The sequence below is a fragment of the Bradyrhizobium sp. IC4060 genome (assembly GCF_020193715.1).
In the GTDB taxonomy this organism is placed as follows: domain Bacteria; phylum Pseudomonadota; class Alphaproteobacteria; order Rhizobiales; family Xanthobacteraceae; genus Bradyrhizobium; species Bradyrhizobium yuanmingense.
Window position 1 is genome coordinate 105,997 of the sequence record NZ_JADYVJ010000003.1, and the last position, 21,487, is coordinate 127,483.

17 protein-coding genes and 1 pseudogene are annotated in these 21,487 nt (G+C 57.9%); 11 read left to right on the forward strand and 7 right to left on the reverse strand.

Annotation, left to right across the window (positions count from 1 at the left end):
• Nucleotides 1-9 precede the first annotated feature (9 nt).
• From I6F16_RS12330 to I6F16_RS12365, 8 genes are all read left to right on the forward strand, one after another.
• A complete protein-coding gene (locus I6F16_RS12330; protein WP_225173857.1) occupies nucleotides 10-1,383 on the forward strand; it encodes a pitrilysin family protein in 1,374 nt (457 codons plus the stop codon).
• 1,064 nt (nucleotides 1,384-2,447) lie between these two features.
• Nucleotides 2,448-3,197 (forward strand): hypothetical protein, encoded by a 750-nt coding sequence (locus I6F16_RS12335; protein ID WP_036014946.1) that lies wholly within the window; start codon nucleotides 2,448-2,450, stop codon nucleotides 3,195-3,197.
• A gap of 59 nt (nucleotides 3,198-3,256) precedes the next feature.
• Nucleotides 3,257-3,976, forward strand: coding sequence for a hypothetical protein (locus I6F16_RS12340; protein WP_036014859.1), 720 nt, complete (start codon nucleotides 3,257-3,259; stop codon nucleotides 3,974-3,976).
• Between the two features lie 613 nt (nucleotides 3,977-4,589).
• Nucleotides 4,590-4,928 carry a hypothetical protein gene (locus I6F16_RS12345; RefSeq protein WP_225173772.1) on the forward strand — a complete coding sequence of 113 codons (339 nt, stop codon included), beginning with the start codon at nucleotides 4,590-4,592 and terminating at the stop codon, nucleotides 4,926-4,928.
• Between the two features lie 395 nt (nucleotides 4,929-5,323).
• Nucleotides 5,324-5,623 carry a hypothetical protein gene (locus tag I6F16_RS12350; protein ID WP_225173773.1) on the forward strand — a complete coding sequence of 100 codons (300 nt, stop codon included), beginning with the start codon at nucleotides 5,324-5,326 and terminating at the stop codon, nucleotides 5,621-5,623.
• Nucleotides 5,624-7,622: 1,999 nt separating this feature from the next.
• Complete coding sequence (gene modC / locus I6F16_RS12355; protein WP_225124645.1) at nucleotides 7,623-8,822, forward strand: molybdenum ABC transporter ATP-binding protein; 1,200 nt, start codon at nucleotides 7,623-7,625, stop codon at nucleotides 8,820-8,822.
• A 1,029-nt stretch (nucleotides 8,823-9,851) separates the two neighbouring features.
• Nucleotides 9,852-10,406, forward strand: a complete 555-nt coding sequence (locus I6F16_RS12360; RefSeq protein WP_036014864.1) for a peroxiredoxin — start codon at nucleotides 9,852-9,854, stop codon at nucleotides 10,404-10,406.
• Nucleotides 10,407-10,412: 6 nt separating this feature from the next.
• Nucleotides 10,413-10,955, forward strand: coding sequence for a carboxymuconolactone decarboxylase family protein (locus I6F16_RS12365; RefSeq protein WP_036014866.1), 543 nt, complete (start codon nucleotides 10,413-10,415; stop codon nucleotides 10,953-10,955).
• 239 nt (nucleotides 10,956-11,194) lie between these two features.
• Here the strand turns inward: I6F16_RS12365 and I6F16_RS12370 are convergent, their stop codons facing one another.
• From I6F16_RS12370 to nifH, 7 genes and pseudogenes are all read right to left on the reverse strand, one after another.
• Entirely contained in the window at nucleotides 11,195-11,491 is a 297-nt protein-coding gene (locus I6F16_RS12370) for a ferredoxin family protein (RefSeq protein ID WP_036014950.1), read from the reverse strand.
• Nucleotides 11,492-11,529: 38 nt separating this feature from the next.
• Nucleotides 11,530-12,837, reverse strand: a complete 1,308-nt coding sequence (locus I6F16_RS12375) for an FAD-dependent oxidoreductase (protein WP_036014868.1) — start codon at nucleotides 12,835-12,837, stop codon at nucleotides 11,530-11,532.
• Between the two features lie 11 nt (nucleotides 12,838-12,848).
• On the reverse strand, nucleotides 12,849-13,958 hold the full coding sequence (locus I6F16_RS12380; protein WP_036014870.1) for an electron transfer flavoprotein subunit alpha/FixB family protein: 1,110 nt from the start codon (nucleotides 13,956-13,958) through the stop codon (nucleotides 12,849-12,851).
• 984 nt (nucleotides 13,959-14,942) lie between these two features.
• Nucleotides 14,943-15,284, reverse strand: a complete 342-nt coding sequence (nifW, locus tag I6F16_RS12385) for a nitrogenase stabilizing/protective protein NifW (protein ID WP_225173774.1) — start codon at nucleotides 15,282-15,284, stop codon at nucleotides 14,943-14,945.
• Between the two features lie 503 nt (nucleotides 15,285-15,787).
• Nucleotides 15,788-16,952 (reverse strand): annotated as a pseudogene (nifV, locus tag I6F16_RS12390) (homocitrate synthase); the annotation flags it as partial.
• A gap of 294 nt (nucleotides 16,953-17,246) precedes the next feature.
• Complete coding sequence (locus I6F16_RS12395; RefSeq protein WP_225173775.1) at nucleotides 17,247-18,038, reverse strand: nitrogen fixation protein NifQ; 792 nt, start codon at nucleotides 18,036-18,038, stop codon at nucleotides 17,247-17,249.
• Between the two features lie 123 nt (nucleotides 18,039-18,161).
• Complete coding sequence (gene nifH / locus I6F16_RS12400) at nucleotides 18,162-19,046, reverse strand: nitrogenase iron protein (protein WP_036014954.1); 885 nt, start codon at nucleotides 19,044-19,046, stop codon at nucleotides 18,162-18,164.
• Between the two features lie 410 nt (nucleotides 19,047-19,456).
• On the opposite strand from nifH, the gene I6F16_RS12405 reads away from it, so the two are divergent.
• The 3 genes from I6F16_RS12405 (at nucleotide 19,457) to I6F16_RS12415 (ending at nucleotide 21,243) form a co-directional block, all read left to right on the forward strand.
• Nucleotides 19,457-19,615, forward strand: a complete 159-nt coding sequence (locus I6F16_RS12405; RefSeq protein ID WP_225173776.1) for a hypothetical protein — start codon at nucleotides 19,457-19,459, stop codon at nucleotides 19,613-19,615.
• Nucleotides 19,616-19,622: 7 nt separating this feature from the next.
• Nucleotides 19,623-20,036 (forward strand): ArsC/Spx/MgsR family protein, encoded by a 414-nt coding sequence (locus I6F16_RS12410; protein WP_225173777.1) that lies wholly within the window; start codon nucleotides 19,623-19,625, stop codon nucleotides 20,034-20,036.
• Nucleotides 20,037-20,490: 454 nt separating this feature from the next.
• Nucleotides 20,491-21,243, forward strand: a complete 753-nt coding sequence (locus tag I6F16_RS12415; RefSeq protein ID WP_225173778.1) for an OmpW family outer membrane protein — start codon at nucleotides 20,491-20,493, stop codon at nucleotides 21,241-21,243.
• Nucleotides 21,244-21,487: the final 244 nt, after the last annotated feature.

The window sequence follows — 21,487 nt, forward strand, 5'->3', positions numbered from 1 at the left end:
TCCCTCGCTATGCTCGCTTCGCCAAATTCGGTTGCCGCCGCGGGGTCACTTGGCCGACCCAGGATCAAGCGCCTAGTTTCGTCTTGCGGTATAGAAGCCTGGTTCGTGCAGGATTCTACCGTCCCATTGATCACGATGGAATATGCCTTCACCGGCGGCGCGACTCAGGACCCCGCTCAAAAACCTGGCGTCGGTCACATGGTGTCTGGCCTGCTCAAGGAAGGTTCCGGCGACTTTGACTTCAAGACCTTTCATCAGCGGCTAGACCGTCGTGCCATTGAGTTGGGTTTTCATGTGACCCCTGATCACTTCCGCGGTGCCTTGCGCACGCTCCACGACAATGCGGACGAGGCCTTCGAGCTTTTACGAACGGCGCTAACCTCGCCGCGTTTCGACTCGGCCGACGTCGAACGGACCCGTGCTAGTGTACTTGCGCGCCTTCGGCACGCCTCGACCGATCCTTCGTCTCTGGCTCATCGCAAGTTCCTCGAAGTCGCGTTTGGGGATCATCCTTATGCTCGCCCAGCCGAAGGCTCGCTGGAAAGCGTGCCGAAGATCGAGGTCGCGGATCTCAAGGGTTATGTCCGACGCGTGATCGCAAAAGACACGCTCAAAATCGCTGTTGTCGGCGACGTCGATCCAGCGGTCGTCTGCAAGCTGCTCGACAAGACCTTTGGCAGCCTGCCGAGCAACGCAGAAGCGATGCCGGTTGCCGAAGTCGTCGCAGCAAAGCCGCCGCAACGGGTCTTCATTCGGTGCGATGTGCCGCAGACAGTTGTGACTTTTGGGGGTCCAGCCGTCCGTCGGAGCGAGCCGGATTTCATGGCCGCCTATATCGTCAACCACATCCTCGGCGACGCCGGCCTTACGTCCCGCCTGTTCCGCGAAGTCCGCGAGAAGCGCGGACTGGCCTATTTCGTCCGTGAGCACCTTGTCTGGTTGGACCATTCAGCCATGTTTCTCGGCAGCAGCGGGACCTGCGCCAATCGTGCCGGCGAAACGGTCGAAGAAATCGAGAAGCAGGTCCGCCATATCGCCGAGAAAGGACCTACTCAGCGAGAACTCGATGACGCAAAGTCCTACCTGAAGGGCTCGCAACAGGTGGCTCTCAACACATCATCAAAGCTTGCGCGAACGCTACTGCAGAATCAGCTTGACAAGCTGCCCATCGACTATTTCGAAAAGCAGAATGCCGTGGTCGATGCGGTGACGCTGGAAGACGCCAAGAGAGCAGCGCAGCGGCTGTGGGGCGAGGGTCTGCTCACCGTTATCGTCGGCCGCTCCTCGAAGGACGCCGCGCAGCGCACCACCATGCCATCGGGGACCACACCCCCGCCAGGCGCCGATCAGCTAGACGCCGGGCCGACAACGCCGCGCAATTAAACTTTCTAGCAGCGCCGGCCGCTTAGCAAGCGCATCGCTCTTGCGCGCAGAGTGCATCTAGCACCCGCCTTTAGCTCGTCGAGCTATTCCGTCGTTAGGCAGCTACCATGCGGCCGCTCGAAGCTGCTTTTTGCGCAAACGAGTTTAAACAAGGCGACAATCCGGGTTGAATCTTCAGGTTAGCCAAAGTGGGCGCTTTAAAACCGGTGCGTACACTGTCTGCCGCTTCAAGTAAACGGCCAACGAGAGTACGCACCCGCCATGGCTATCGTTCATTCCACTAAGTCCTTCTCGATCCATAGGACGTCGCTCGGCGAACTCTGTGTCCAAGACAAAGATCGCCGTGCCGGCCACCAGACGCGCGCTTCTTTCGGACGTCCGATATCGCTTCCCCACCGATGCTGCGCCGTCCGCCGGCGCCCCGCTCCGGCTTCGATCTTGTTCTCCGTTGCCCGATAATCTCGCCGCAGAGCGATGCATGGTTGCTATTGCGTCACCAACGCGCTTCAGCCTTCGCATATCCCGACATTCATCACCAGAGTGAGAGTGAGAGCTCGGTCGTTCAGGGTCATCTTTCAGGAATTAACCAGCCGCTACGCTCTCGGCCGAAGAGACGACCATCTAATCCAGCAGGGCTTTGTGGTCTGCCAAGCCATAGCCGCACCGCGTCGCATCGCCTTGACTTGCGCTTTCATCGAGCTTCGCAATCTGACGCTACGTTAGTTTCCGTCGCTTCATGAAAAGTAGATAGCGGCAGCGACGGCATCCATAGATAACCTATGGCATCACAACGATCACCACAGGCGGACAGTTGATTCTTGGCCCGCGCATTCCAGCTGCCCACAAACCTCACGTAGATCACCAATACAAGTGATTACTTCCATTCTCAGGCCTGCATCATCGGACCACGTCACTCGCTTAATGTTGAAAACGTTTATCAGTTGCAGAGCTCCAGCATCGAAGGTTCATTGCCCCTTCTTTCTGCCATGATCGCGCCCAAAGCAGAGACGCGCCGATTGCGCACTTTGCGCGCGGCAATAGCGAGTGTCTCAGGAGATGTTTCTATGGTGAAGCCAGTTGTAATTGTGGTCGGCGCGGACAAGGGAGGAGTCGGCAAGACGACCGTATCACGAACGCTACTGGACTACTTCAGCGTCAACAACGTGCAAACACGCGCATTCGACACAGAGTCGCCCCGCGGAACGCTGAAGCGCTTTTATCCAGAGATCACCGAGATCGTCGACATGACCACGACGGCGGACCAGATGAAGATCTTCGATACCTTGAACTCAGGGCTATCCGTCACTGTCATCGATGCTCGAGCAGGACTACTGTCTTCTGCGTTAGCTTCCTTGCGCGACATCGGCTTTCTGGACTCGGCACGGTCTGGCCAGATCACATTTGCCGTGTTCCACATCCTGGGATCATCCATCGCTTCGCTAGACGAGATCGCGGAAACCGCGACTTTCATGAGCGGCGCAAAGTACTACCTCGTCAAGAACTTCATCAACGACACTCAATTCTTCCAGTGGGATCAAGCGACTTATAATTCCTATTTTCACCGCATCAAACATGCGACTGAGCTGACCATACCGAAGCTCAACGAGATGGCCTATGAGCAGGTGGAAGTCGCATCCGTCCCATTCATAGACTTCGTGGCAAACAAGGGACGGAACGATGAACCCGCGCACAACTCCTTCGTGCTGCGCGGCTATGTCCGGCACTGGCTGGCAAATGTCTGGAGCGAATTCGATCGCATCAACTTGACGGAATTGGCGGGGGCCAAGTCCGCTACCCGGGCCGGCGAAAAGTAGCGTCATATCCGGCGAGCTCCGGTCGGGCCTACGTACGGAACGAAATTGATCTGCTGGCTATGTTAGCGACCCCCATCTACATCATCTGCTCTCCTAGCCCGCAGGTCGGTAAAACCCTCATCGCTCGGGCTATGAGCGAGTTCTTGCTGCTGAAAAACGGCGCAACGCTATCGTTCGATGTGAACTTGAAAGAGCCGTCATTGCTCGACTACCTCCCCAACATCACGGAGACCGCGGATGTGATCGACACTTACGGCAAGATGCAGCTGATGGACCCTCTGATCATCCACGATCGGGTACCCAAGGTAATTGACCTCGGCTTTCACGCCTTCGACGAATTCTTCAAGATGTGCGAGGAGATAGGCTTCATGAAGGAGACGGCGCGCTGCTATGTCGCCCCTATCATCCTCTTCGTCGCGGGCGCAGACCGCATCTCCTTTCGCGGTTATGAAATGCTGCGGCGGCGAATTCCGCCGGCGTCGCTGGTCACCGTCCACAATGAATTCGTGCTGCGCGGCGAATTACCGGAAGCGATGGATCACGAGCGGGTGATTCGGATTCCCGCACTTCCGCTGTTCCTCAAACGATATATAGACCGGCTTAGCTTTTCCTTCACTGGATATCTGCGCAACGAGAAGGATTGGTCCACCGAGCTGCATCAATGGATCCGACGGAATTACAGCCTGTTTCGCGATCTGGATTCGAGTGTGACGCAGCGAAGGTCCGATCGTCGGCGGGGAACGGATGTCGATAGCCTACGTTGCACAAGGGCCACTTGAAAGTTCGCTCTGATCACCATCTATTCGTCCGGCCTATGAGTGGTGGTTGACCGCTGACTTCAATGACGTCCGCAACGCGAACGCATGAATTGCGGTATACGACTGTTCGCTTGGATCTCCATCCTTACGATCCTCCGCACAGACAGCGCGAGGGGCAGTTGACGGCAGCTCATTCGCCAATGGCTGATCCAGACAGCCCGTCCTCGAAAGAAGCGGTCACAGCCTTGACTTTGTGAGGGGCTAGGCCGATCGACGCGGTCTTCCTTCGGGAGGCGCTCATAGCTTTAGGTCGAATTTGCCGCGCACCTGATGCACGACCGCGCCTTTGATCTCGCGGGCGTTTTGGCGACCACATTGCGCAGTTGCTTATCGCGCGTGACCACCGCTGTTGAGAACTCAACGACGTTGCTGGCGCGATCGCTTTCGCCTAGCGCCCTCGTGAGGCTGGTTCGAAAGGACATACCAAGCTCTCACCGCAGCGCTCGTGCCGCTCGCGCGCTGGCGTTCACCCAGCGTTTTCCTTGGAAAAGGCGCGGCTAGGCTGGGTAGACACATTCTATTGCCCGCATCGTACTTGATGATGGCTGGTCAGGCGCCCCGTGCCGACATCGAAATGGCTTTCCTGGCCATCGCCCCCGCAGGCGGGAAAACTGGAAATCAACAGGTCGTCATCGTGATGTCCACTTGCGATGGGACGTCAACGCCTGCCAAGCGGTCCTTTTATCTTTTACGCATCAACAACGCTACAACCTGGCGCAGCGCGGGATTCGAGCTATTCACTCGCTCCTCTGAGGCGTGCACAGCGGATGTCGATGTCAATGACCGTCTGTGGAATGCTCAATTGGCTCGACACTGCGTCCATCGACATTTCGGGTTGTATTACCACGATCGCAACCGCGTCCGCTTCTTTGATTGGCTGGCGCGTGCCGTGGATCGCAGTCAGGCTGGTTAGCCTTCCTCACAATCGTTCTCATGGCTATCCCATGTTGTTGGTAAGGTCCACCTCGCCCATAGATTAGTTATCGAATAAGTGATTGTGAATGCCTATAGCAGGCCGGATCTACTTAACTGCTCGTCGGCCAACCAAGCTTGTGGAGCGCTGAAATTGTGCACGACACACGATCCGGGCGCCGTGAAACCGCGAAACTCTGCCGCGATTTGTTGTCACACGTGCGGTGTCGGGTGATATTGATTGGTAAGAGTTGCACACATCTTGCTCGCCGCCTCCGGGGACGAACGGGCGGAAAGTCGTAAGTCCTCGGCTGAACTATTCGGCAGAAATGCGGAGCCAAGCAACGGCCGCTCAGACGATTGCCATGCTTAATACTCCGGGGACGAATATCTGTGATGACTTCTATTGATGATACATTAAGTGAGATCAGATGGTTGCGAAACGAAATCTGGCGTTGCCGTCGATTACTTGGCACTGAACTGCCTGGCGCGCAGCGGGAGGCCGTTGAGAAGCGTCTGCATGAACAGCTTTCTGCCTTTGAGAGACTTCTGTCGACGGCGTTCCCATTAGCCCTGAGCTCTAAAGTGTATTCGGTCAAGAGCACCACGATCGGGCGAAGCGACTCCCCTGAAGCGCGCATCGAGAACGCCGCAATGGCATCAAGCGGTTGCCTCGGGAAGTCGATCAGTGGCTAACAAAAGAGGTTTTCCTAGCTCACTCTATTACTCGAGCCCGGCAGTACAACCCAAGGTCGTTCCAAGCTGAGACTCTAAGGGAAACGGCAATGAAGCAAACGTCCAACGCTAATATTCCGGCGAATCTTTTGCCTGTCACTACCGCTTAGCCACCTGCCCAAAAACACCTGGTCGCCGACCACAACGGTATATCGGTGAGGAGTACGGATTTTCTGCGCATGTCTGGCCATTCCCTCCTCACCTGACGCACTTGTCCTTCGGGACCGTTACAGCGAACCCATAGCAACGTCATGTAAGCCTCGAAGTCGCCGAATGGCTGCAGCTCTGATTAAAGCGCAACTGCTGCCAGTCGATCCACGGATCAGTCCTCAGATAGTTGAGCTGCGCGCGGCAGGCTGATGCTTCAGTCCGATCAACTTGCAGCCACCAAGCTGGCCAAACCCCGAGGCCCCGCTAGTCTGAACACCTCACTACCGTTCGAGTTCGCAACTGCCGTGCCTCACTCTCGATGAAGGCCTACCGGACGCCTGTTGAGAGATTGTCTCGACCGGTCGTTTCTGTCGGCAGTGGCGGTAGGCATCATGCGTCGGCATTCGCGGCGTAAGTTCTTGAAGTTTTCCGTAAGACAAAACATGGCCACATCGGCATCGTTACGGCCTGTAAAGCGGTCACAGAAGCGGATCACGTCTGGTTTGCACGACACCAAGACTTCCTCGGCCCGACGATCTCGCGCGCGAGCGTATCCTGTGCACCACGTCGCTGCGATCGCGATCGCAGCGAGGACGGCTGCATAGCGATGCGCATTGCAAGTCCAGCCCATTCGTCGCTCTTGATTCACCAAACCTCTCTTAAGCCGCATATACTTCACTGTTTTTCTTTGCCCCGCGAGGCGGATCTGTTTACCGGATTCCAGCGCCTCGGTAGCCACTGCTTGTTGTTCCGGGCGCCGCAATGATACCGGCGCTCGGAATCATCGTACCGCTAGGCGCAACACGCATTGCGAGGACCGGGATCAAACAGAGATCGGCCGTTTAGCTCTTGTGTGCCGATGTTGGCTCCCAATATGGCGTTTTGCTTCGCAATGCCTACATCCTGACGTTACGGGCGGTTCAAGCACTTTGAGCGCGCGGACAGCGCATATCATCTCATATCAGCGCGTTTTTCGAAGAGAGGCTGCCAACCTTCTCCTTCGCGCAGATCGGAAGGTGCGCCAGCCGGAGGCAGCGACTTGTGTATCACTGACGCGTTTTACGGCCGCACATTCGCCGAAGCACCATCTCCAATGCGAGAGGCATGGTTTCACCCTCAGGTGCCATGTCATAGCTCCTGCATGTGCGGTTGGCGACGCGAACGTCCAAGGTCCTACGATGCGGCGATTCAGGACGCAGGGTGGAGACCGATGCAAAGCCTCCCTTGCCACTAGCCGGCCAGGTATTCCTTAAAACGGCACGCCGATTGCTGGGTAAGGATCAAGCTGCCGCGAAGGAAGCGGTCGCGGCGGAGCCAGGATTCCAATGAAGTTAATTCGATTCATCATGATCGATCTAGCGCTGATGCTACTCGCACCTGAGAGTGCAAAGGCCACCATTGTGGCGACGGACGCAAACTTCGAATCGGCTCGCGAAGCTGTGGGATCCGTAATGCCGAGTTCTGGCCCCGAGCCAGTGATCGGACAGCTTTACCGCCAAGCCTCTCAAGCGGCGCTATTCGAACATGCGCTCGGCCCGCCAAGCAGACTGACAACCTTGCGCTGCTGGAAGGGCGCTTATCTCTCAATGCCAAGTGCAGCGAGCAACGCCCGATTGCCACAATCCTAGCGGCGCGAAGCTGCTCAACAAGACTCCGGTCTTGATACCAATCTGCAGTCCGCCCCCTACCCTAGGCCCTCACGCGAGCAGAAAAGCCCGTGCTGCCGCGGGGTCGAGTGGATCGTCGGAAGCATGGGGATCAGCTCCACTGCAGCCATTGGCCTCCTGACTTAGCTGAGAAGATACAGCACATGCTAAGGTTCATCAGAGAAGCCAAAAAGGGCTATATCGAAGTTGCCTTCAACGGTTCTCTCGGAAGCATTTTGCTAGATACGCAATTCAGCGTACCAGCCAAAGGCGTCACAGCGATTCTTGGTCCGCCTGGGTGCGGCAAAACTACACTCGCGCGCTGCATCGCTGGCGTCCAGCGCCTGCCGAATGGATTCTGTGCGATTGATGGGGAGATTTGGCAGGATGAGACTACGTTTCGACCGACTCATCTTCGTCACGTCGCATATGTATTTCGCCTACCGATTCTCTCTTCTCATTTGTCTGTACGACACACCCTTTTATACAACGCGTCCAAATCGGAACAGACACTGATCGATTTTGATGGTGTGGTCGAATTGCTCGCCTTGGCGCCACTGCTCGAGCGTTTGCCATCAGATCTTTCCGGAGCGGAGCGACAGCGACTCGCCCTTGGCCGTGCGCTGTTGGGCCAGCCTCGACTACTCTTGCTGGACGATCCACTCATTGGGCTCGACCGCTCCGCCAAATGCGAGATCCTGCCCTTTCTCGAGCGCATGCGGCAAACGCTTCGATTGCCGATGATTTACTTCGGCCATGACATCGCTGATATCGAGCGTTTTGCCGATTATCTCGTCATGATGAAGGATGGCGCCGTGACTACGGCCGGTCCGCTCAATGTCATTCAGAGCGATGCGGCGCTTGCCAGGCGGGGCGAAGCGGCAGTCTGTCTTGATACTACGGTCGGCGGGTATGATGGGCGCTATGGGCTGATCATGCTCCGCCTCAAAGCTGTGCGCTTTCTGATACCTGGAGTGCCGCTTACACCGGGCGCGCCGCTGCGGCTGCGCATCGCTGCCGACGACGTCAGCATTGCGCGCGAACCTCGGCGCGCAAGCTCTATCCTCAATGTTTTTCCAGCACGCATAAAAGCCTCTCTGCCGCACGGCGAGGCTGAGGTCACCTTGGTTCTGACCCTTGAAGCCGGCCGATCTGGCGTGCCGCTTTTGGCGCGCGTCACACGCCGCTCCTTTGATGCGCTACGGCTTAGCAATGGAGGGCAAGTATTCGCGGAGGTCGCGCGCGCCGTTCCGCTCGGGCTGCCGAGCGGTTGCTTGCAACGCCTACCACATTCGCAGGAGCACCTTCGACAGCTATGCCCGATGCGAGAAAAACACCAACAAGATCCCAGCCGTGATCGATAATCTACATGAGATCGATCCGAATAGTGTTCCGGGCAGTTCTCTACCTTCCAAAAGACGAATAGGCTACTGGCCGATGTGGCTCAGGATGTCGGGCACCAATGCGTACGCATCGGCGACAGGTGCAGCGACACTCGAGGCCAGCAAATGGGCACGCACATTATACTCGCAATCGATGTTGCGAGGGGAGAAAAGATCTCGATTTCGCAACCACTCGGCAGCAGGTGCCCTTTAGTCTTGGTATAAATGGGCTTGCCGAGGCCGCAGCCGTCGGCCCGGCCAGCTGTTTCTCGTTCTTTGGCGAATTTGCTGATCGCGAGGAGATCGACCTTATTGCGAAGCGTGCGGGAGATGCCGACGGGCGAGCCTCACCGCGGACTTGGCAGGCTGCTGCCTTGATCGTGGCGCGCAGCCGGGCCCAACCCGAGCTGCGGTGTTTGGTTACAACGATACCGGACGACCTGAACGCGACAGTGGGGCTGCCGAGCACGTCGGCTCCGCAATCGTCCATCAGAATCTTCGCCATCTCCGGAAGCCGCCTTAGCTCTAGCGTCCGCTCCTGCGCCACCTTGATGTCTTACGAACGTGCCGATTGTGGACCTTCAATGGCGAGACGTCCCAGTTCGACCAGCTGCGCCCGCTAAACAGCGCAAGCCGACATCAAGCCCGTAGCCGGCTTTGCGGTGCCGTGCCGGTCGATCACGAGACTGCTACGGTTCAGGTCTGTCGTCTTCCCGCCACCCGCCTGACCAGCGCGCGCGTTCCGTCGAGCTCAAAGGCACCGCAATCGTAGCCATTCCTCTGCTGGGGTATGGCGGTGTTTTGCAGGTTGGCCCCAACGCCTTGTAAGAGCATTGGTGCTCCAGATGACCGTCAGCTTAGTGCTGATCGAGGCACCAAGCGCGCGAACATGCCCGGACCCAAGCCGCTGGGCTGGTCTTGTTGCGCCCATTCCAGACCTAAGAACGGGTGGCATATAGTTTGCTCCACCAGTGAGGTCACGATCTACAAAAGCAAGTTTGTGAGGACAGCATGCTCGGAATTGGAAGTCAGTTGCCGCCATTCGACATCACAGGCGTGAAGCCCGGTTTTCATGCGCAGGAAGAAGAAGGGCAGAGTGCATTTGAGACGCTGACCGAAACGAGCTTTCCGGAAAAATGGAAGATTATCTTCTTTTACCCCAAGGACTTTACATTCGTCTGCCCGACAGAGATCGCGGAATTTGCCCGGCTTTCCAAAGAATTCGCTGAACGGGATGCGGTTGTACTGGGTGGTTCGACTGACAACGAGTTCTGCAAGCTTGCATGGCGGCGTTCGCATGTCGACCTGCACAATCTACCAATCTGGCAGTTTGCCGATACAAAGGGAACGCTCGTCGATGGTCTTGGTGTGCGTTCACCCGAAGGGGTCGCCTATCGTTGCACCTTCATTGTTGACCCCCAAAACACGATCCAGCACGTTTACGCGACCAATCTCAGTGTGGGGCGCAGTCCTAAGGACACGCTCCGCGTTCTGGACGCGCTGCAAACCGGCGAGCTCTGTCCCTGCAACCGCGAAATCGGCGGCGAAACCTTGAAAGTTGCTTGAGGCAGCATGTCGTGGATCGAACAAATAAGGATTCCCGATTTCGCGAAGGATGTCCGGCTTAACTTGATCTCCGTGGTGACCGACGAGACGTTTTCGCTGCAGAGAAAATACGGGCTGCTGCTGGCGAGTGCGGCTGCCACCCGCAATGCAGCCCTGGTGGCCGCGCTGGAATGCGCGGCGTCCGCCGTGATGACCTCTGTAGAGATCGCCGCAGCGAAAGCCGCCGCCACTGTGGAGGCAATGAACAACGTCTACTACCGCTTCGCTCACCTCGTTTCCGACCCGGAATACAAGACGATGCCGCCACGGCTACGTATGGACGTGATCGGCAATCACGGGGTGGACAAGACAGATTTCGAGCTGTGGTCGCTTGCTGTCTCCGTCATAAATGGTTGCGGTGTCTGCATTGATGCCCATGAGAAGACACTGAGGGCCGCGGGCGTTGATTCCAGAGCGATACACACCGCTGTGCGTTTTGCTGCGATCACGCAGTCAGTGGCGGTCGCTATCGAGGCCGCTGGGTCCGCCCCCGCTCAGGCGAGAGGCTGATCTCTACTCTGCCATTCGATCGACGCAGTTGGGGCGCCACGCAGTGGCACCACAACGAGGCCTTTGCGGCTCCCGCACGAGCTGCACGGCGGGTCACGTCGGCAAGTCATGTTGCGCGGCGTCCTCATTAAGAGCGTCGTGGTCGAATTCCCGCCGTCCCGCAGATGACACGCAATGCGCCACGGATAGGATGAGTTCCCACGCCTCGCCTCGGTCGCCCGACGGCCTTTCGTTCACCATCACCCAAACTTGAACAGCACACCATACCCGCCGCGCGGATGGCTCCATTGGATGTCGCCGGTCGGCTCAGCGATAACGCGACAGGTACCGCACTCGATGCAGCCGTCAACCGCTACCTCGACCTGGCCGCCGTCGTTGAGCTCATAGCACCGCGCGGGGCAGACTTTCAAAAGTGAAAGTAGCTGCGGCGATGGCGTTGTGTGCGCACGGACCTTGACGTGAGGGTTTCCGACGTCGACAAGATAGCGGTTGTAATACAGCTTGTCTTCGACGCGCACCGCGGGTTCGGAACTCATGCTTTGGCCTTCCATTGTTGGACTTCACACTGTTGCGGTCAGCGCCAGGCCCGCGCAAGACGACAAGCATCGCCGAACAGACCTGACCATGACCGCGCCTTGACAAAGGATTTCAGGCTAGCTTTCTCCTTTTCAGCCTTGGGCGTACCATCGACGCGCACAAAGTTCTGCATCGCCTTGGAGATGAGCTGCGGATAGGTGAGAAAGAAGTTCTGGGAGTGAGTATGCATTAGGGGCGGCAAATCCTTGTACTTCTTCAGATCTTTGATGACGAACGAATCGTCCAGCATCTTCTTGTAAATTGACAGATTTGTTGCACTCATCGGTTCGCCGCGTGATTTAACCAGACCTATCGCTTCCGCGGCGATACGGCCGGAGGTCATCGCGAGATTGGAGCCCTCACGATGAATGGCATTGTTGAGTTGGGCCGCATCGCCCACTACGACCCAGCCTTCCCCAAAAAGCTGCGGGATCGACTTGTAACCGCCTTCGGGAATGAGATGCGCCGAATATTCCTTGACTTCGGACCCTGCTAACAGGGGCGCCACAGAGGGATGCCTCTTGAATTGATCGAGCAGTCCGTACGGCGTTTGGCCCGTGCGCTGGAAGTCGGCGACAAGACAACCGATGCCAAGCGAAATGCACTCTTTATTGGCGTAGATGAAACCCATCCCGGTCATGCCACGAGAAATGGTGCCGGCCGCTTCGATCACGACGCCTTCATCGCCCCTGAGATTGAAGCGCGCCTCGATAGTCTCGCGAGGCAGGAAATGCATTTCCTTAACCGCGAGCGCAACGTTGTCGGCTGTCGGGCGCGCGCGTAGGCCTGCACGTGTGCCGAGCAGGCCATTGACCCCTTCGGCCAGGACGACGACGTCGGCATGTATTTCGCCGTCTCTGCGATCTGTACGAACACCGACGATCCTTTCACGATCGTCCCGTACGAGCTCGGTGACGGTGGTCTCGCACAGCACGATCGCACCAGCTTCACGCACCTTGGAAGAAAACCATTTGTCAAACTGAGCGCGTATGATCGTATAGCGGTTCGGCCGCTCCTCGTTGAAGTCCTCCGAACGGTAGTGCATGCCGACATGGGAGCGGTCGTCCATCATCCAGAACCGCTGTTCGATCAGGTGGCGTTCGAGCGGCGCCTCCTCTCGAAACTCGGGGATCAGCTTTTCCATCATATCGGCATATAGGATGGCGCCCTGCACATTCTTCGATCCGGGATATTCGCCCCGCTCGAGCTGCAGCACCTTCATGCCGCGTTTGGCCATCGTCAATGCCGCCGCGTTTCCGGCCATACCGGCTCCGACCACGATCGCATCGAATTTCTCTTCAATCATCCTCATCTCCTCTAGACCGCGATCCGGGCGCGCGATTCTGGCAAAAGCCGCGCGCGGAATGCAGCCGTCAGCGTCGGTAGCAATTGAGTGGCATCACTGACGATCGCGAGATGGGCGAAGTCGAAGATCGGAGCGTTCTTGTCAGTATTGACGGCGACGATCAGATCCGCGCCCTCGACGCCAACCCGGTGCTGGATCGCACCGGAAATCCCCGCGGCAATATAGAGCTTCGGCCGGATGGTTTTGCCTGTCTGGCCGATCTGCCGGTCAGACGTAACCCACCCTTTTTGCACGAGAGGACGCGAGCAGCCATATTCAGCCCCAAGCAGGGATGCGAGCTCGCGCACCAACCGAAAGTTCTCAGGCGATCCTAGTCCTAGGCCGCCCGCAACCACGACATCGGCATAGGCCAGATTGGACGTTTGTGCATCGCGGTCGGGCAGAAATGACAATACTTTTGTGACGATATCGTCTTCGAAAAGGCCGAGCGGATGAACGACGATACGAGCGGCATCGCGGTCGACACGCTCAGGCATCGGCATGACCCGCGGGCGGACGGTGGCCATCTGCGGACGATAATTTAGCGTGTAGATCGTGCAGAGCAGCGAGCCGCCAAAGGTCGGACGCGTCGCCGCAAGCGAACCATCGGCGTCCACGTCCAGCGCGGTGCAGTCGGCAGTGAGCCCCGTCGATAGGGTCGTCGCCACAGAACCTGCGAGATCGCGACCGAGCGTCGTCGCACCCAACAGCAGGATCTCGGGCTTGTAGGTGTTGACGAGTTCGGTTAGGGCCTTGGTATAGGATTCGTTACGGTAATCCGACAAAACATTGTCGCTCACGAGATAGGCCAGATCGGCGCCATAGCAAAAGGCTTCAAGCGCGGCGTTACGTGTGTGCTGCCCCTCCGGACCGATAACCACAGCGGCAAGATTCACTTTTAGCCTGTCGGCAAGGCCGCGCCCTGCACCCATAAGCTCCCAGGAAACGGGATGCACCTGACCACGCTCAAGCTCGACGAAGACCCAGACGTGCTTGTACGACTTAAAGCGCTCCGGCAGCTCTTTTTTGGCTGCTGCGCGGCCGGCAGCCGCTGGCATGGCCGTTCTGCTGACGTTGCTCATAGTTTCAAATTCCTCCTCAACGATAGGGGCGCCGGCGCCACGGGTTGCTTTTTCGCTTCGTCAACTGAAGATCACTTTCGGTTAGCAAGTGGCTGGCTGCTCTGCCCCGCCTGCGTGTTCGGACCGGCCACACAACAACACAGGTCGTCGCAATAGACGCACCCGTCCGACCGGATTTGCAGAGGTCTTCCAAACTCGACTGTTACCCGTCGGGTTCGACGAGCGCCACCGCGGCTCGCCAGGGCGCTGTGGTGATTCTAACCGATCGCTTCGGTGCCTGAGTGGGCGAGTTCGTACGCTGCGCAGTACCTGCGACCCAGCTCGGCCCAACGACTCCACATTGGCGGTGCAAACGAGGGCGATCCTGGCAACACTTCTATCACGCAATCCATCCCGACCGTCAAACGAAAGCACTCCGTATGGGCCGAACCTGGCGCTCTTCGTGGCACCGTTCCCATCCGCCATGAGATGGGCACAAATCTGAGCGGGATCGGGGACCGATTTGATGCAGATGATGTTGTGCATACGGGGTGCAGGAGTAACGCGAAGCGAAGACTTATCCATTGACCAGCATCTCACCGACGTTACGGAGCTTTGATCGCGTCAAAACCGGTTTCGAGGGGAGCTAACGCAATTATGGGCCTCGAAATGGTAGCGCAGGTCTCAGCAGGTAGTAAAAACAGCATCATAGGTCCTCCTTCAAACTCATCGCGGTCGACTGCTATCTGTCGGCACCGCTGACAGGACAACAGCAAGTGTCGTACCAGTTGCAAAGACCATTGAAAACCAGTCGGAAGTAATGGCCTGCGACACAATTCAAACAACCGCTGATACCGTCGACACGACCAGTCCAGACATGGGTCGGGAATACGACAGCCGCCGCTCCGGTGATGGCTGCAGATACTTGAGCACAAAGAGAAGGCCCCAATATCGGATTGCCTCGGCGCCGGCCGGTGCGTAATTCGCTTACAGTGAAACGCTAGATCACTTCAACTCGCTCAACGGGACAAAGGCCGCGGCCTTCTTACGGTCCGCGACGGCATCCTTCAAAACCTTGAACACTCGCTGATCGATCGGTGACGATGCCACGAAATCTGCATAGGCTTGCTCCAGCATCGCCTTGCAGCTCGCTCTGATTTCCGGCTCTTCGGCGCCAGTAAATTGCTCTTCGGCAAAATATTGTCCCATGCGCTTTAAGATGTGAAGGCGCGCGACATTTACGATTTTGGGGTCGTAATCGACGCCAAGCAGCGAGAAAAAATCCTCTGCCGACGAGGCCTTGCTGAGCCGATCCAGAATACCGGCTGGCGTAGATGAGCTGATCATCGAAAATTCTCCTTCGGATTAGCTCTGGACGGTCAATGAGATGGGGGGCGCGTGTTGACTGCTGCCGTCCTGCCTCGCACAGCTGGTGCGCATCGCCACAGCCTGACTCCGGAAAGCGGTGCCCCCAACTTCGCTGCCCAGATCGGCAGGTCCGCCGGTGACGAAGCCAGTTCCGATGAAGATCCGGGATCAATGGCCAAATCACGATCTAGCTTGGCGCTCGTCAGGTCGGTCGTCAGGCCGGAAATCAGCCGGGCGAGGAGATGCCGATTGGCAGTCCGGGGACAGCTCGTCATTGGGTAGGAGATCACAGCATGTATGGCGGAACGGGAAGTAAGATCTGGAGGTGAGATCGCGCCAGGGGATCTGACGTGCGAGAGCTGGACGCCGCTCGTGCCATCAGCGACATCGCACACTGTCCTTGCGGCGCGTCGGTTTGCCAAGGGTCGACGCAAACGTTGCTGGACACGGCTTTTCACGCGGGGGTGGGGTGCCAAGCATCCGCACACGTCGCGCCAGATCGCCGCCACGGTTTCGCGCTCGACCGGCAGCTTGTGCTCGATGGCATATTTGCGGACTTGCGACAGGATCTGCCTGGCTTGATCGTCGCTGGCGACGAGCTGCAGTTCATCGAGTATCGCGGTGATCGCCGCAAGTCCGGAATGCTTGCCGAACACAAAGCGGTTGCAGCGGCCAAGCAAAACGGGATCAAGCGATTGATAGGTGCGTTGATCCTTCAAAAGGCCAGCGACATGAATGCCGGATTCATGCGCAAATACATGCTGTCCGACGATCGCCTTGTTCATAGGAATCGCACGTGCGGCCGCGGCTGCTACCACCGTGGCGACGTTCTCGAGCTCCGGGAGTATGATGCCAGTCTCGCGCCCGTAGAGCTGCTTGAGTGCGACCGCGATTTCCTCGAGCGGTGCATTTCCGGCCCGCTCGCCCAGCCCGATGACGGTCACTGAGGCGTGGCTCGCGCCAGCCCTGATGGCGGAGAGCGTGTTCGCGGTTGCGAGTCCTAGATCATCGTGACCGTGAAATTCGAGTTCGAGATCGGTAGTCGCACGCAAATTTCCGACCAGCGCGTAGGTTGCGTCGGGATCGAGCACACTGAGCGTATCTGCAATACGAAAGCGACGCGCGCCCGCGGCTTTTGCAGTCGCCATCAGTCTAATGAGAAAATCAATGTCGGCGCGGGAGGAGTCCTCACCACCGACGGCGACCTCAAGTCCGCGCTCACGGGCATAGCCTACCACTCGCTTCACCCGTTCTAGCGCCAGGTCGCGATGACCACCTAGCTTGGCCGCGATCTGGACATCGGAGGTCGGGACGGACATATTGATCATGGACACCTTTGCTTCGATCGCCGCGTCGACATCAGATTCCCGCATCCGGCACCAGCCTATGGTGGTCAGCGGAAGATCTGCTTCGACAATGGCGCGGATGGCGGCGATCTCCTCGTTGCCCATCGCCGGCGTTCCCGCCTCGATCTCCGTGACTCCGGCCCCGGGCTAGCGCCTGCGCGATCGCCAGCTTTTCGTCTGTGGTAAACGCAACGCCAGGTGCCTGCTCGCCGTCGCGCAATGTCGTGTCGTTGAGCACGGTGGGCTTGGCGCGCACCTGGTCGTACCGAGACGATTTGGCGGTGGTGTTCGCGGCGATCACGCGAGAGCTCCTCATTGTTTGACCTACCTACGCTTCAGCAACCAGCATGCCAGCCTGCCGTCCCGGCCAATCCATTGACGACTCTACCGCTTCCGTCCTCGACCTTCTTGAGCAAATGAATTGTCGCAAATGCGACAGGTCATCAAGCGGACGCCTTGCCTGTTGCTACGCCGAGTTCGAACGTTAGCAATTGCGGCTCGCCAGGATGTGAGAATTGTCGCGGAGCACTTGGGGGCCGCCGCGGCCTTGAACACATGGTCACTCGCTCGCATGGAAACGGCGTCAGCCGCGCCCTCAACGTCCCGCGCGGCTTACCAAACCCGGCGAGGCTTTCTCGGATGACTGGGCGATAGCGGACCTTTGTTGCAGTTCAGGCGGCCAGTCGCCGGAAACCACCGGCCGAGCCGCCTGCAACAGAAAATCGCGCCGGCGCTCGGCCATCCGGCTCTCACCGCTTTCTTCACCGAAGCAGATGTTGAAGTCGTGACATTGATTGCACACGGGTGTTGTGCACATCACGAGGCCTTCATTCTCACAAAGCATGCGGTAGAAGAAGCGCTTCCAGCGCATATTGTTGAAATTGCGCGCGGCGAGCGGCGCGAAATGACGGCTCAGCAACCGAGAGAGTTCGCCACGATTGCGCAAGCCGAGAGCTTCCCACAGATGGTCCGGCTCTATCGCGCGGCGCGCGATCATCGCAGCCAGCCAGCGGCCGATATCCCCTTCCGTCGATCGTTGCTTGAGCAAGAGATCGCGCAGCATTGCGATCTCGTCGTCCTCTTCGCACTTGCAAGCCGAAAGCTGCTTCGCGAGCTTGATCTCAAGCGTGGGAAAGTACTGCTCCAGCAAGGCCACCAGTTCAAGGCCGGACAGGCCAGCCTTCTCGGGAAGGGAGCCACCATCCATTGTGGCAGCCGCCAGGATAGACGCCAGGACATGGCGATCGAGATTGCTGTCAATGGTAATGTCGGCATCTGCAGGCGGCACACCGGTGAGCATGCGGTAGGTTGCAATTCCCCTGTGCATCTGGGTGTTGACATCAACGGCACAAGCAGCCAGCAACGGAACGAAGTGCGCTTCGGACAAATTTTGCGGGTCTCCACAATGGTCAGGTTTGCGTGCCGCATCCTGGTTTTGATCAGGGTCGCTCGTCAGAATGCCGGCCTCCCGGGATGGGCGGTGAGGGAGACCGGCATCCGTCGCGCGCCTTTACGAGGCCGCGAGTTCGGCGGCGGTCTTGCCGATGATGGATTCGTCCACGGGCTTCATAATGCCATGCTCCATCAGCATGTCCTCGAGCTCGTCCATGGAGATCGGGGTGGGGATGATGCCTTTGCCGCCATTATTGTGAACCTTGGTTGCAAGATTGCGATAGTGATCAGCCTGCTTGGAATCGGGTGCATATTCGAGAACCGTCATCCTGCGCAGTTCTGCATGCTGCACCACGTTGTCGCGGGGCACGAAGTAGATCAGCTGAGTACCCAGCTTCTTTGCCAACGCTTCCGCCAGTTCCAGCTCCTTGTCGGTCTGCCGCTCGTTGCAGATCAGACCGCCCAGCCGCACGCCGCCAGAGTTCGCGTATTTCAGGATGCCCTTGGAAATGTTGTTCGCGGCATACATCGCCATCATCTCACCGGACATCACGATATAGATTTCCTGCGCCTTGTTCTCGCGGATTGGCATCGCAAAGCCGCCGCAAACAACGTCGCCAAGCACGTCGTACGAAACATAGTCGATGTTCTCGTAGGCGCCGTTCTCTTCCAGAAAATTGATCGAGGTGATGACACCGCGGCCGGCACAGCCGACACCTGGCTCAGGACCACCGGACTCCACGCAACGAATCTCCCTGTAGCCGACCTTCATTACGTCCTCGAGTTCTAGGTCCTCCACGCTGCCGGCGCTCGCGGCAAGGCTCAAAATCGTGTCTTGCGCCTTGGCGTGCAGAATCAGGCGAGTCGAGTCCGCCTTCGGATCGCACCCTACAATCAGGATTTTCTGACCCATCTCGGCTAGGGCCGCCAGCGTGTTCTGCGAAGTGGTGGATTTGCCGATGCCGCCTTTGCCGTAGAACGCGATTTGTCTTAGTGAAGACATGTTGCTCTCCATCAACCGATTTGCCAAAAAAGTTGCGCACTTCTTGTGCGAGCTTGGTTCTCTCACAGAAGCGGGGCACACGGGTTCAAGGGAAGGAGCGCATCGCTCGCCGTGGGCGTCGGCCTGCACTCAGCCCTCACTCAGTGTTGCTGCAGCTCATTAGCAACAGCCGTGCCAGCGCTTGAATCCACACATTAAGCTTCTGATTACGCTTACAAAAGCCAACCAGCCGGCGCGTGATCATTGGTTGTCTTGGATGTGACGCGATCTGCGCGGCTGTCGGAAAACAAACAAACAAGCACAAACATCAACGCCAAAAGCCGGAATCACGGGATCTATTCCGATCTCTCCAGTTGTGGAACGGAACTTGCTGTTCCTCTCACAACCCGAGCGATTTCGGGAGAGTGAATATGCCGGACGGGCTCGAAACATGGCGGACCAGCGGCGAGTGTTGCAAATGCGGTACGGCGCTCGATGCGCAGATATCGGAGTTGACGGGCAAGAACTTCGAATGGGCTCGCGACAGCGGCAGCGGCTTGCCACAGATTCAGCTCAGCATCCCTACATAGGTATGCCGTGGCGACAATCATCGTTTATCAGAAGCCCGGCTGCGCCAGTAACGCGCGTCAGATTAAAGCGCTCAAGTCCGCCGGCCATGACGTGGTCGTGCAAGACATCTTGAAGCAGCCATGGCACGCGGACGAATTGGGCAGCTTCTTCCGCAATATGCCCGTTAACTCCTGGTTCAACCGAGCCGCGCCTCGTATCAAGTCAGGCGAAGTCAATCCCGATTCTATCGACGCGGCAAGCGCACTCGCATTGATGGTAGGGGATCCGCTCCTAATACGACGACCGCTGATCGACGTAGACGGGGCACGAAGTGCCGGACTCGATCGTGCGCCAGTGCTGTCGCTGCTTGGCGGCAAGACGCAAGATGATCTCGAGGTCTGCTTGCACGAAGCACACCGCACGCGTTGCCCGCAGACGTGAAGACGCCGAGTGCCAGCCATCAGGCGAGGCAAAGAATGACGTTTCCACTTCCGGCTTGCTTTACGCCAAGTAACCGCGGAGCGCTTCCCTGAAAGGGCCCGCGCGAGCGGTTGCTCGTAGGTTGGCATCGCCGATATTCCACTGGAATGCCGCGCTTGCCGCTTTGCAACATGTGAGAGACGTAGCCGCATTTGCTACCTTTATCACGCGCGACCTCGGCGGCCCGCATTCAATCGGAGCGCCACCCCGAGAGGCAGATTCTTCAAAGGATTCGTTTAGACTGACTACTGGATTGAATAACGATCAAAGCAGAACACGTTTCGCAGCCGTGATCCTAATGCAACTTAGCGGGACAATTGTGCTAACGGTCGCTTCGATTTTGATTGGTATCAAATACTACTCCGTTCCTCATGTGTGACAGAGATCTCGCGCGGCTGCTCGCGCGAGTTTTGGAATGGAGACATCGATGAGAGTACTAACAGTTCTGGCGAGGGCATCGGTCCTCGCGCTTGCGAGCTCGTTGGCCAGCAATTCGGTACGAGGTGCGGATCTGGGCCCGGCGCCGGTCTACTATGTCTACTATAAAGCGCCTCCAATAGAGCCCGACAGCCCCTGGATGATCCGCCTGCGCGTGCTCGGCGTTTTGCCGGATACCGCAGGTAGCTCGGTCAACGTTGCCGGGACGCCATCGCTGTCTTCACCAAGTTCAGGGCTTTCGCTCAGCGATCGAGCCATACCAGAGCTCGATATCACCTACTTCTTCACAAGGAACGTAGCCGCTGAACTCATTCTCGGAGCGACTCGCCATCACATCAGCGGCAATGGCGTCCTCACTGGGCTCGATATCGGCACCGCCTGGCTGTTGCCGCCAACATTAACCCTGCAATATCACTTCACCGATTTCGGCCAGTTCAAGCCCTATATCGGCGCTGGCATCAACTACACTGCATTCTTCAACCAATCGGCAGCCAATGCGTCGCTTGGCGGCCTTGCCGTCACGGATCTACACATCAGAAACCAATTCGGCGCGGCGGTCCAATTCGGCTTCGATTACATGCTTGACCGTCACTGGGGCCTCAATTTTGACGTGAAGAAGCTGTGGCTGCGGCCGGAGTACTCCGCGACCGTAAACAATACGATTGCTGTCACCGGGCGCGCCAATATCGATCCATGGCTCGTCAGCGGGGGCGTCGCTTACAGGTTCTGAGGCCAGAACAGGGTCATAAAGGAGACTCCGTTTGATCAACTCGGACGCTGCGAGCGCATCAAGCGCACCTCCTGCCCTCGCCGTCTGCAGTGGGGAGCCGGCTGACGCGTCATCGACGCGTCAGCTGGCCAGAGGCAGAAATTCATTCGTAGCATTGCTATCGCTGTGAGCCACGGATCGCGCGGCACGTAAGTGACGATACACGAACAGATCGGCGCGTTATAATCCTATTACTGCTTCGCCG

Excerpts from the sequence above, each read along its gene's own strand:
- I6F16_RS12330 (WP_225173857.1), top strand. The coding sequence starts at position 10 with ATGCTCGCTTCGCCAAATTCGGTTGCCGCCGCGGGGTCACTTGGCCGA.
- I6F16_RS12335 (WP_036014946.1), top strand. The coding sequence starts at position 2,448 with ATGGTGAAGCCAGTTGTAATTGTGGTCGGCGCGGACAAGGGAGGAGTC.
- I6F16_RS12340 (WP_036014859.1), top strand. The coding sequence starts at position 3,257 with ATGTTAGCGACCCCCATCTACATCATCTGCTCTCCTAGCCCGCAGGTC.
- I6F16_RS12345 (WP_225173772.1), top strand. The coding sequence starts at position 4,590 with ATGGCTTTCCTGGCCATCGCCCCCGCAGGCGGGAAAACTGGAAATCAA.
- I6F16_RS12350 (WP_225173773.1), top strand. The coding sequence starts at position 5,324 with ATGACTTCTATTGATGATACATTAAGTGAGATCAGATGGTTGCGAAAC.
- modC (WP_225124645.1), top strand. The coding sequence starts at position 7,623 with ATGCTAAGGTTCATCAGAGAAGCCAAAAAGGGCTATATCGAAGTTGCC.
- I6F16_RS12360 (WP_036014864.1), top strand. The coding sequence starts at position 9,852 with ATGCTCGGAATTGGAAGTCAGTTGCCGCCATTCGACATCACAGGCGTG.
- I6F16_RS12365 (WP_036014866.1), top strand. The coding sequence starts at position 10,413 with ATGTCGTGGATCGAACAAATAAGGATTCCCGATTTCGCGAAGGATGTC.
- I6F16_RS12370 (WP_036014950.1), bottom strand. The coding sequence starts at position 11,491 with ATGAGTTCCGAACCCGCGGTGCGCGTCGAAGACAAGCTGTATTACAAC.
- I6F16_RS12375 (WP_036014868.1), bottom strand. The coding sequence starts at position 12,837 with ATGATTGAAGAGAAATTCGATGCGATCGTGGTCGGAGCCGGTATGGCC.
- I6F16_RS12380 (WP_036014870.1), bottom strand. The coding sequence starts at position 13,958 with ATGAGCAACGTCAGCAGAACGGCCATGCCAGCGGCTGCCGGCCGCGCA.
- nifW (WP_225173774.1), bottom strand. The coding sequence starts at position 15,284 with ATGATCAGCTCATCTACGCCAGCCGGTATTCTGGATCGGCTCAGCAAG.
- nifH (WP_036014954.1), bottom strand. The coding sequence starts at position 19,046 with ATGTCTTCACTAAGACAAATCGCGTTCTACGGCAAAGGCGGCATCGGC.
- I6F16_RS12405 (WP_225173776.1), top strand. The coding sequence starts at position 19,457 with ATGCCGGACGGGCTCGAAACATGGCGGACCAGCGGCGAGTGTTGCAAA.
- I6F16_RS12415 (WP_225173778.1), top strand. The coding sequence starts at position 20,491 with ATGGAGACATCGATGAGAGTACTAACAGTTCTGGCGAGGGCATCGGTC.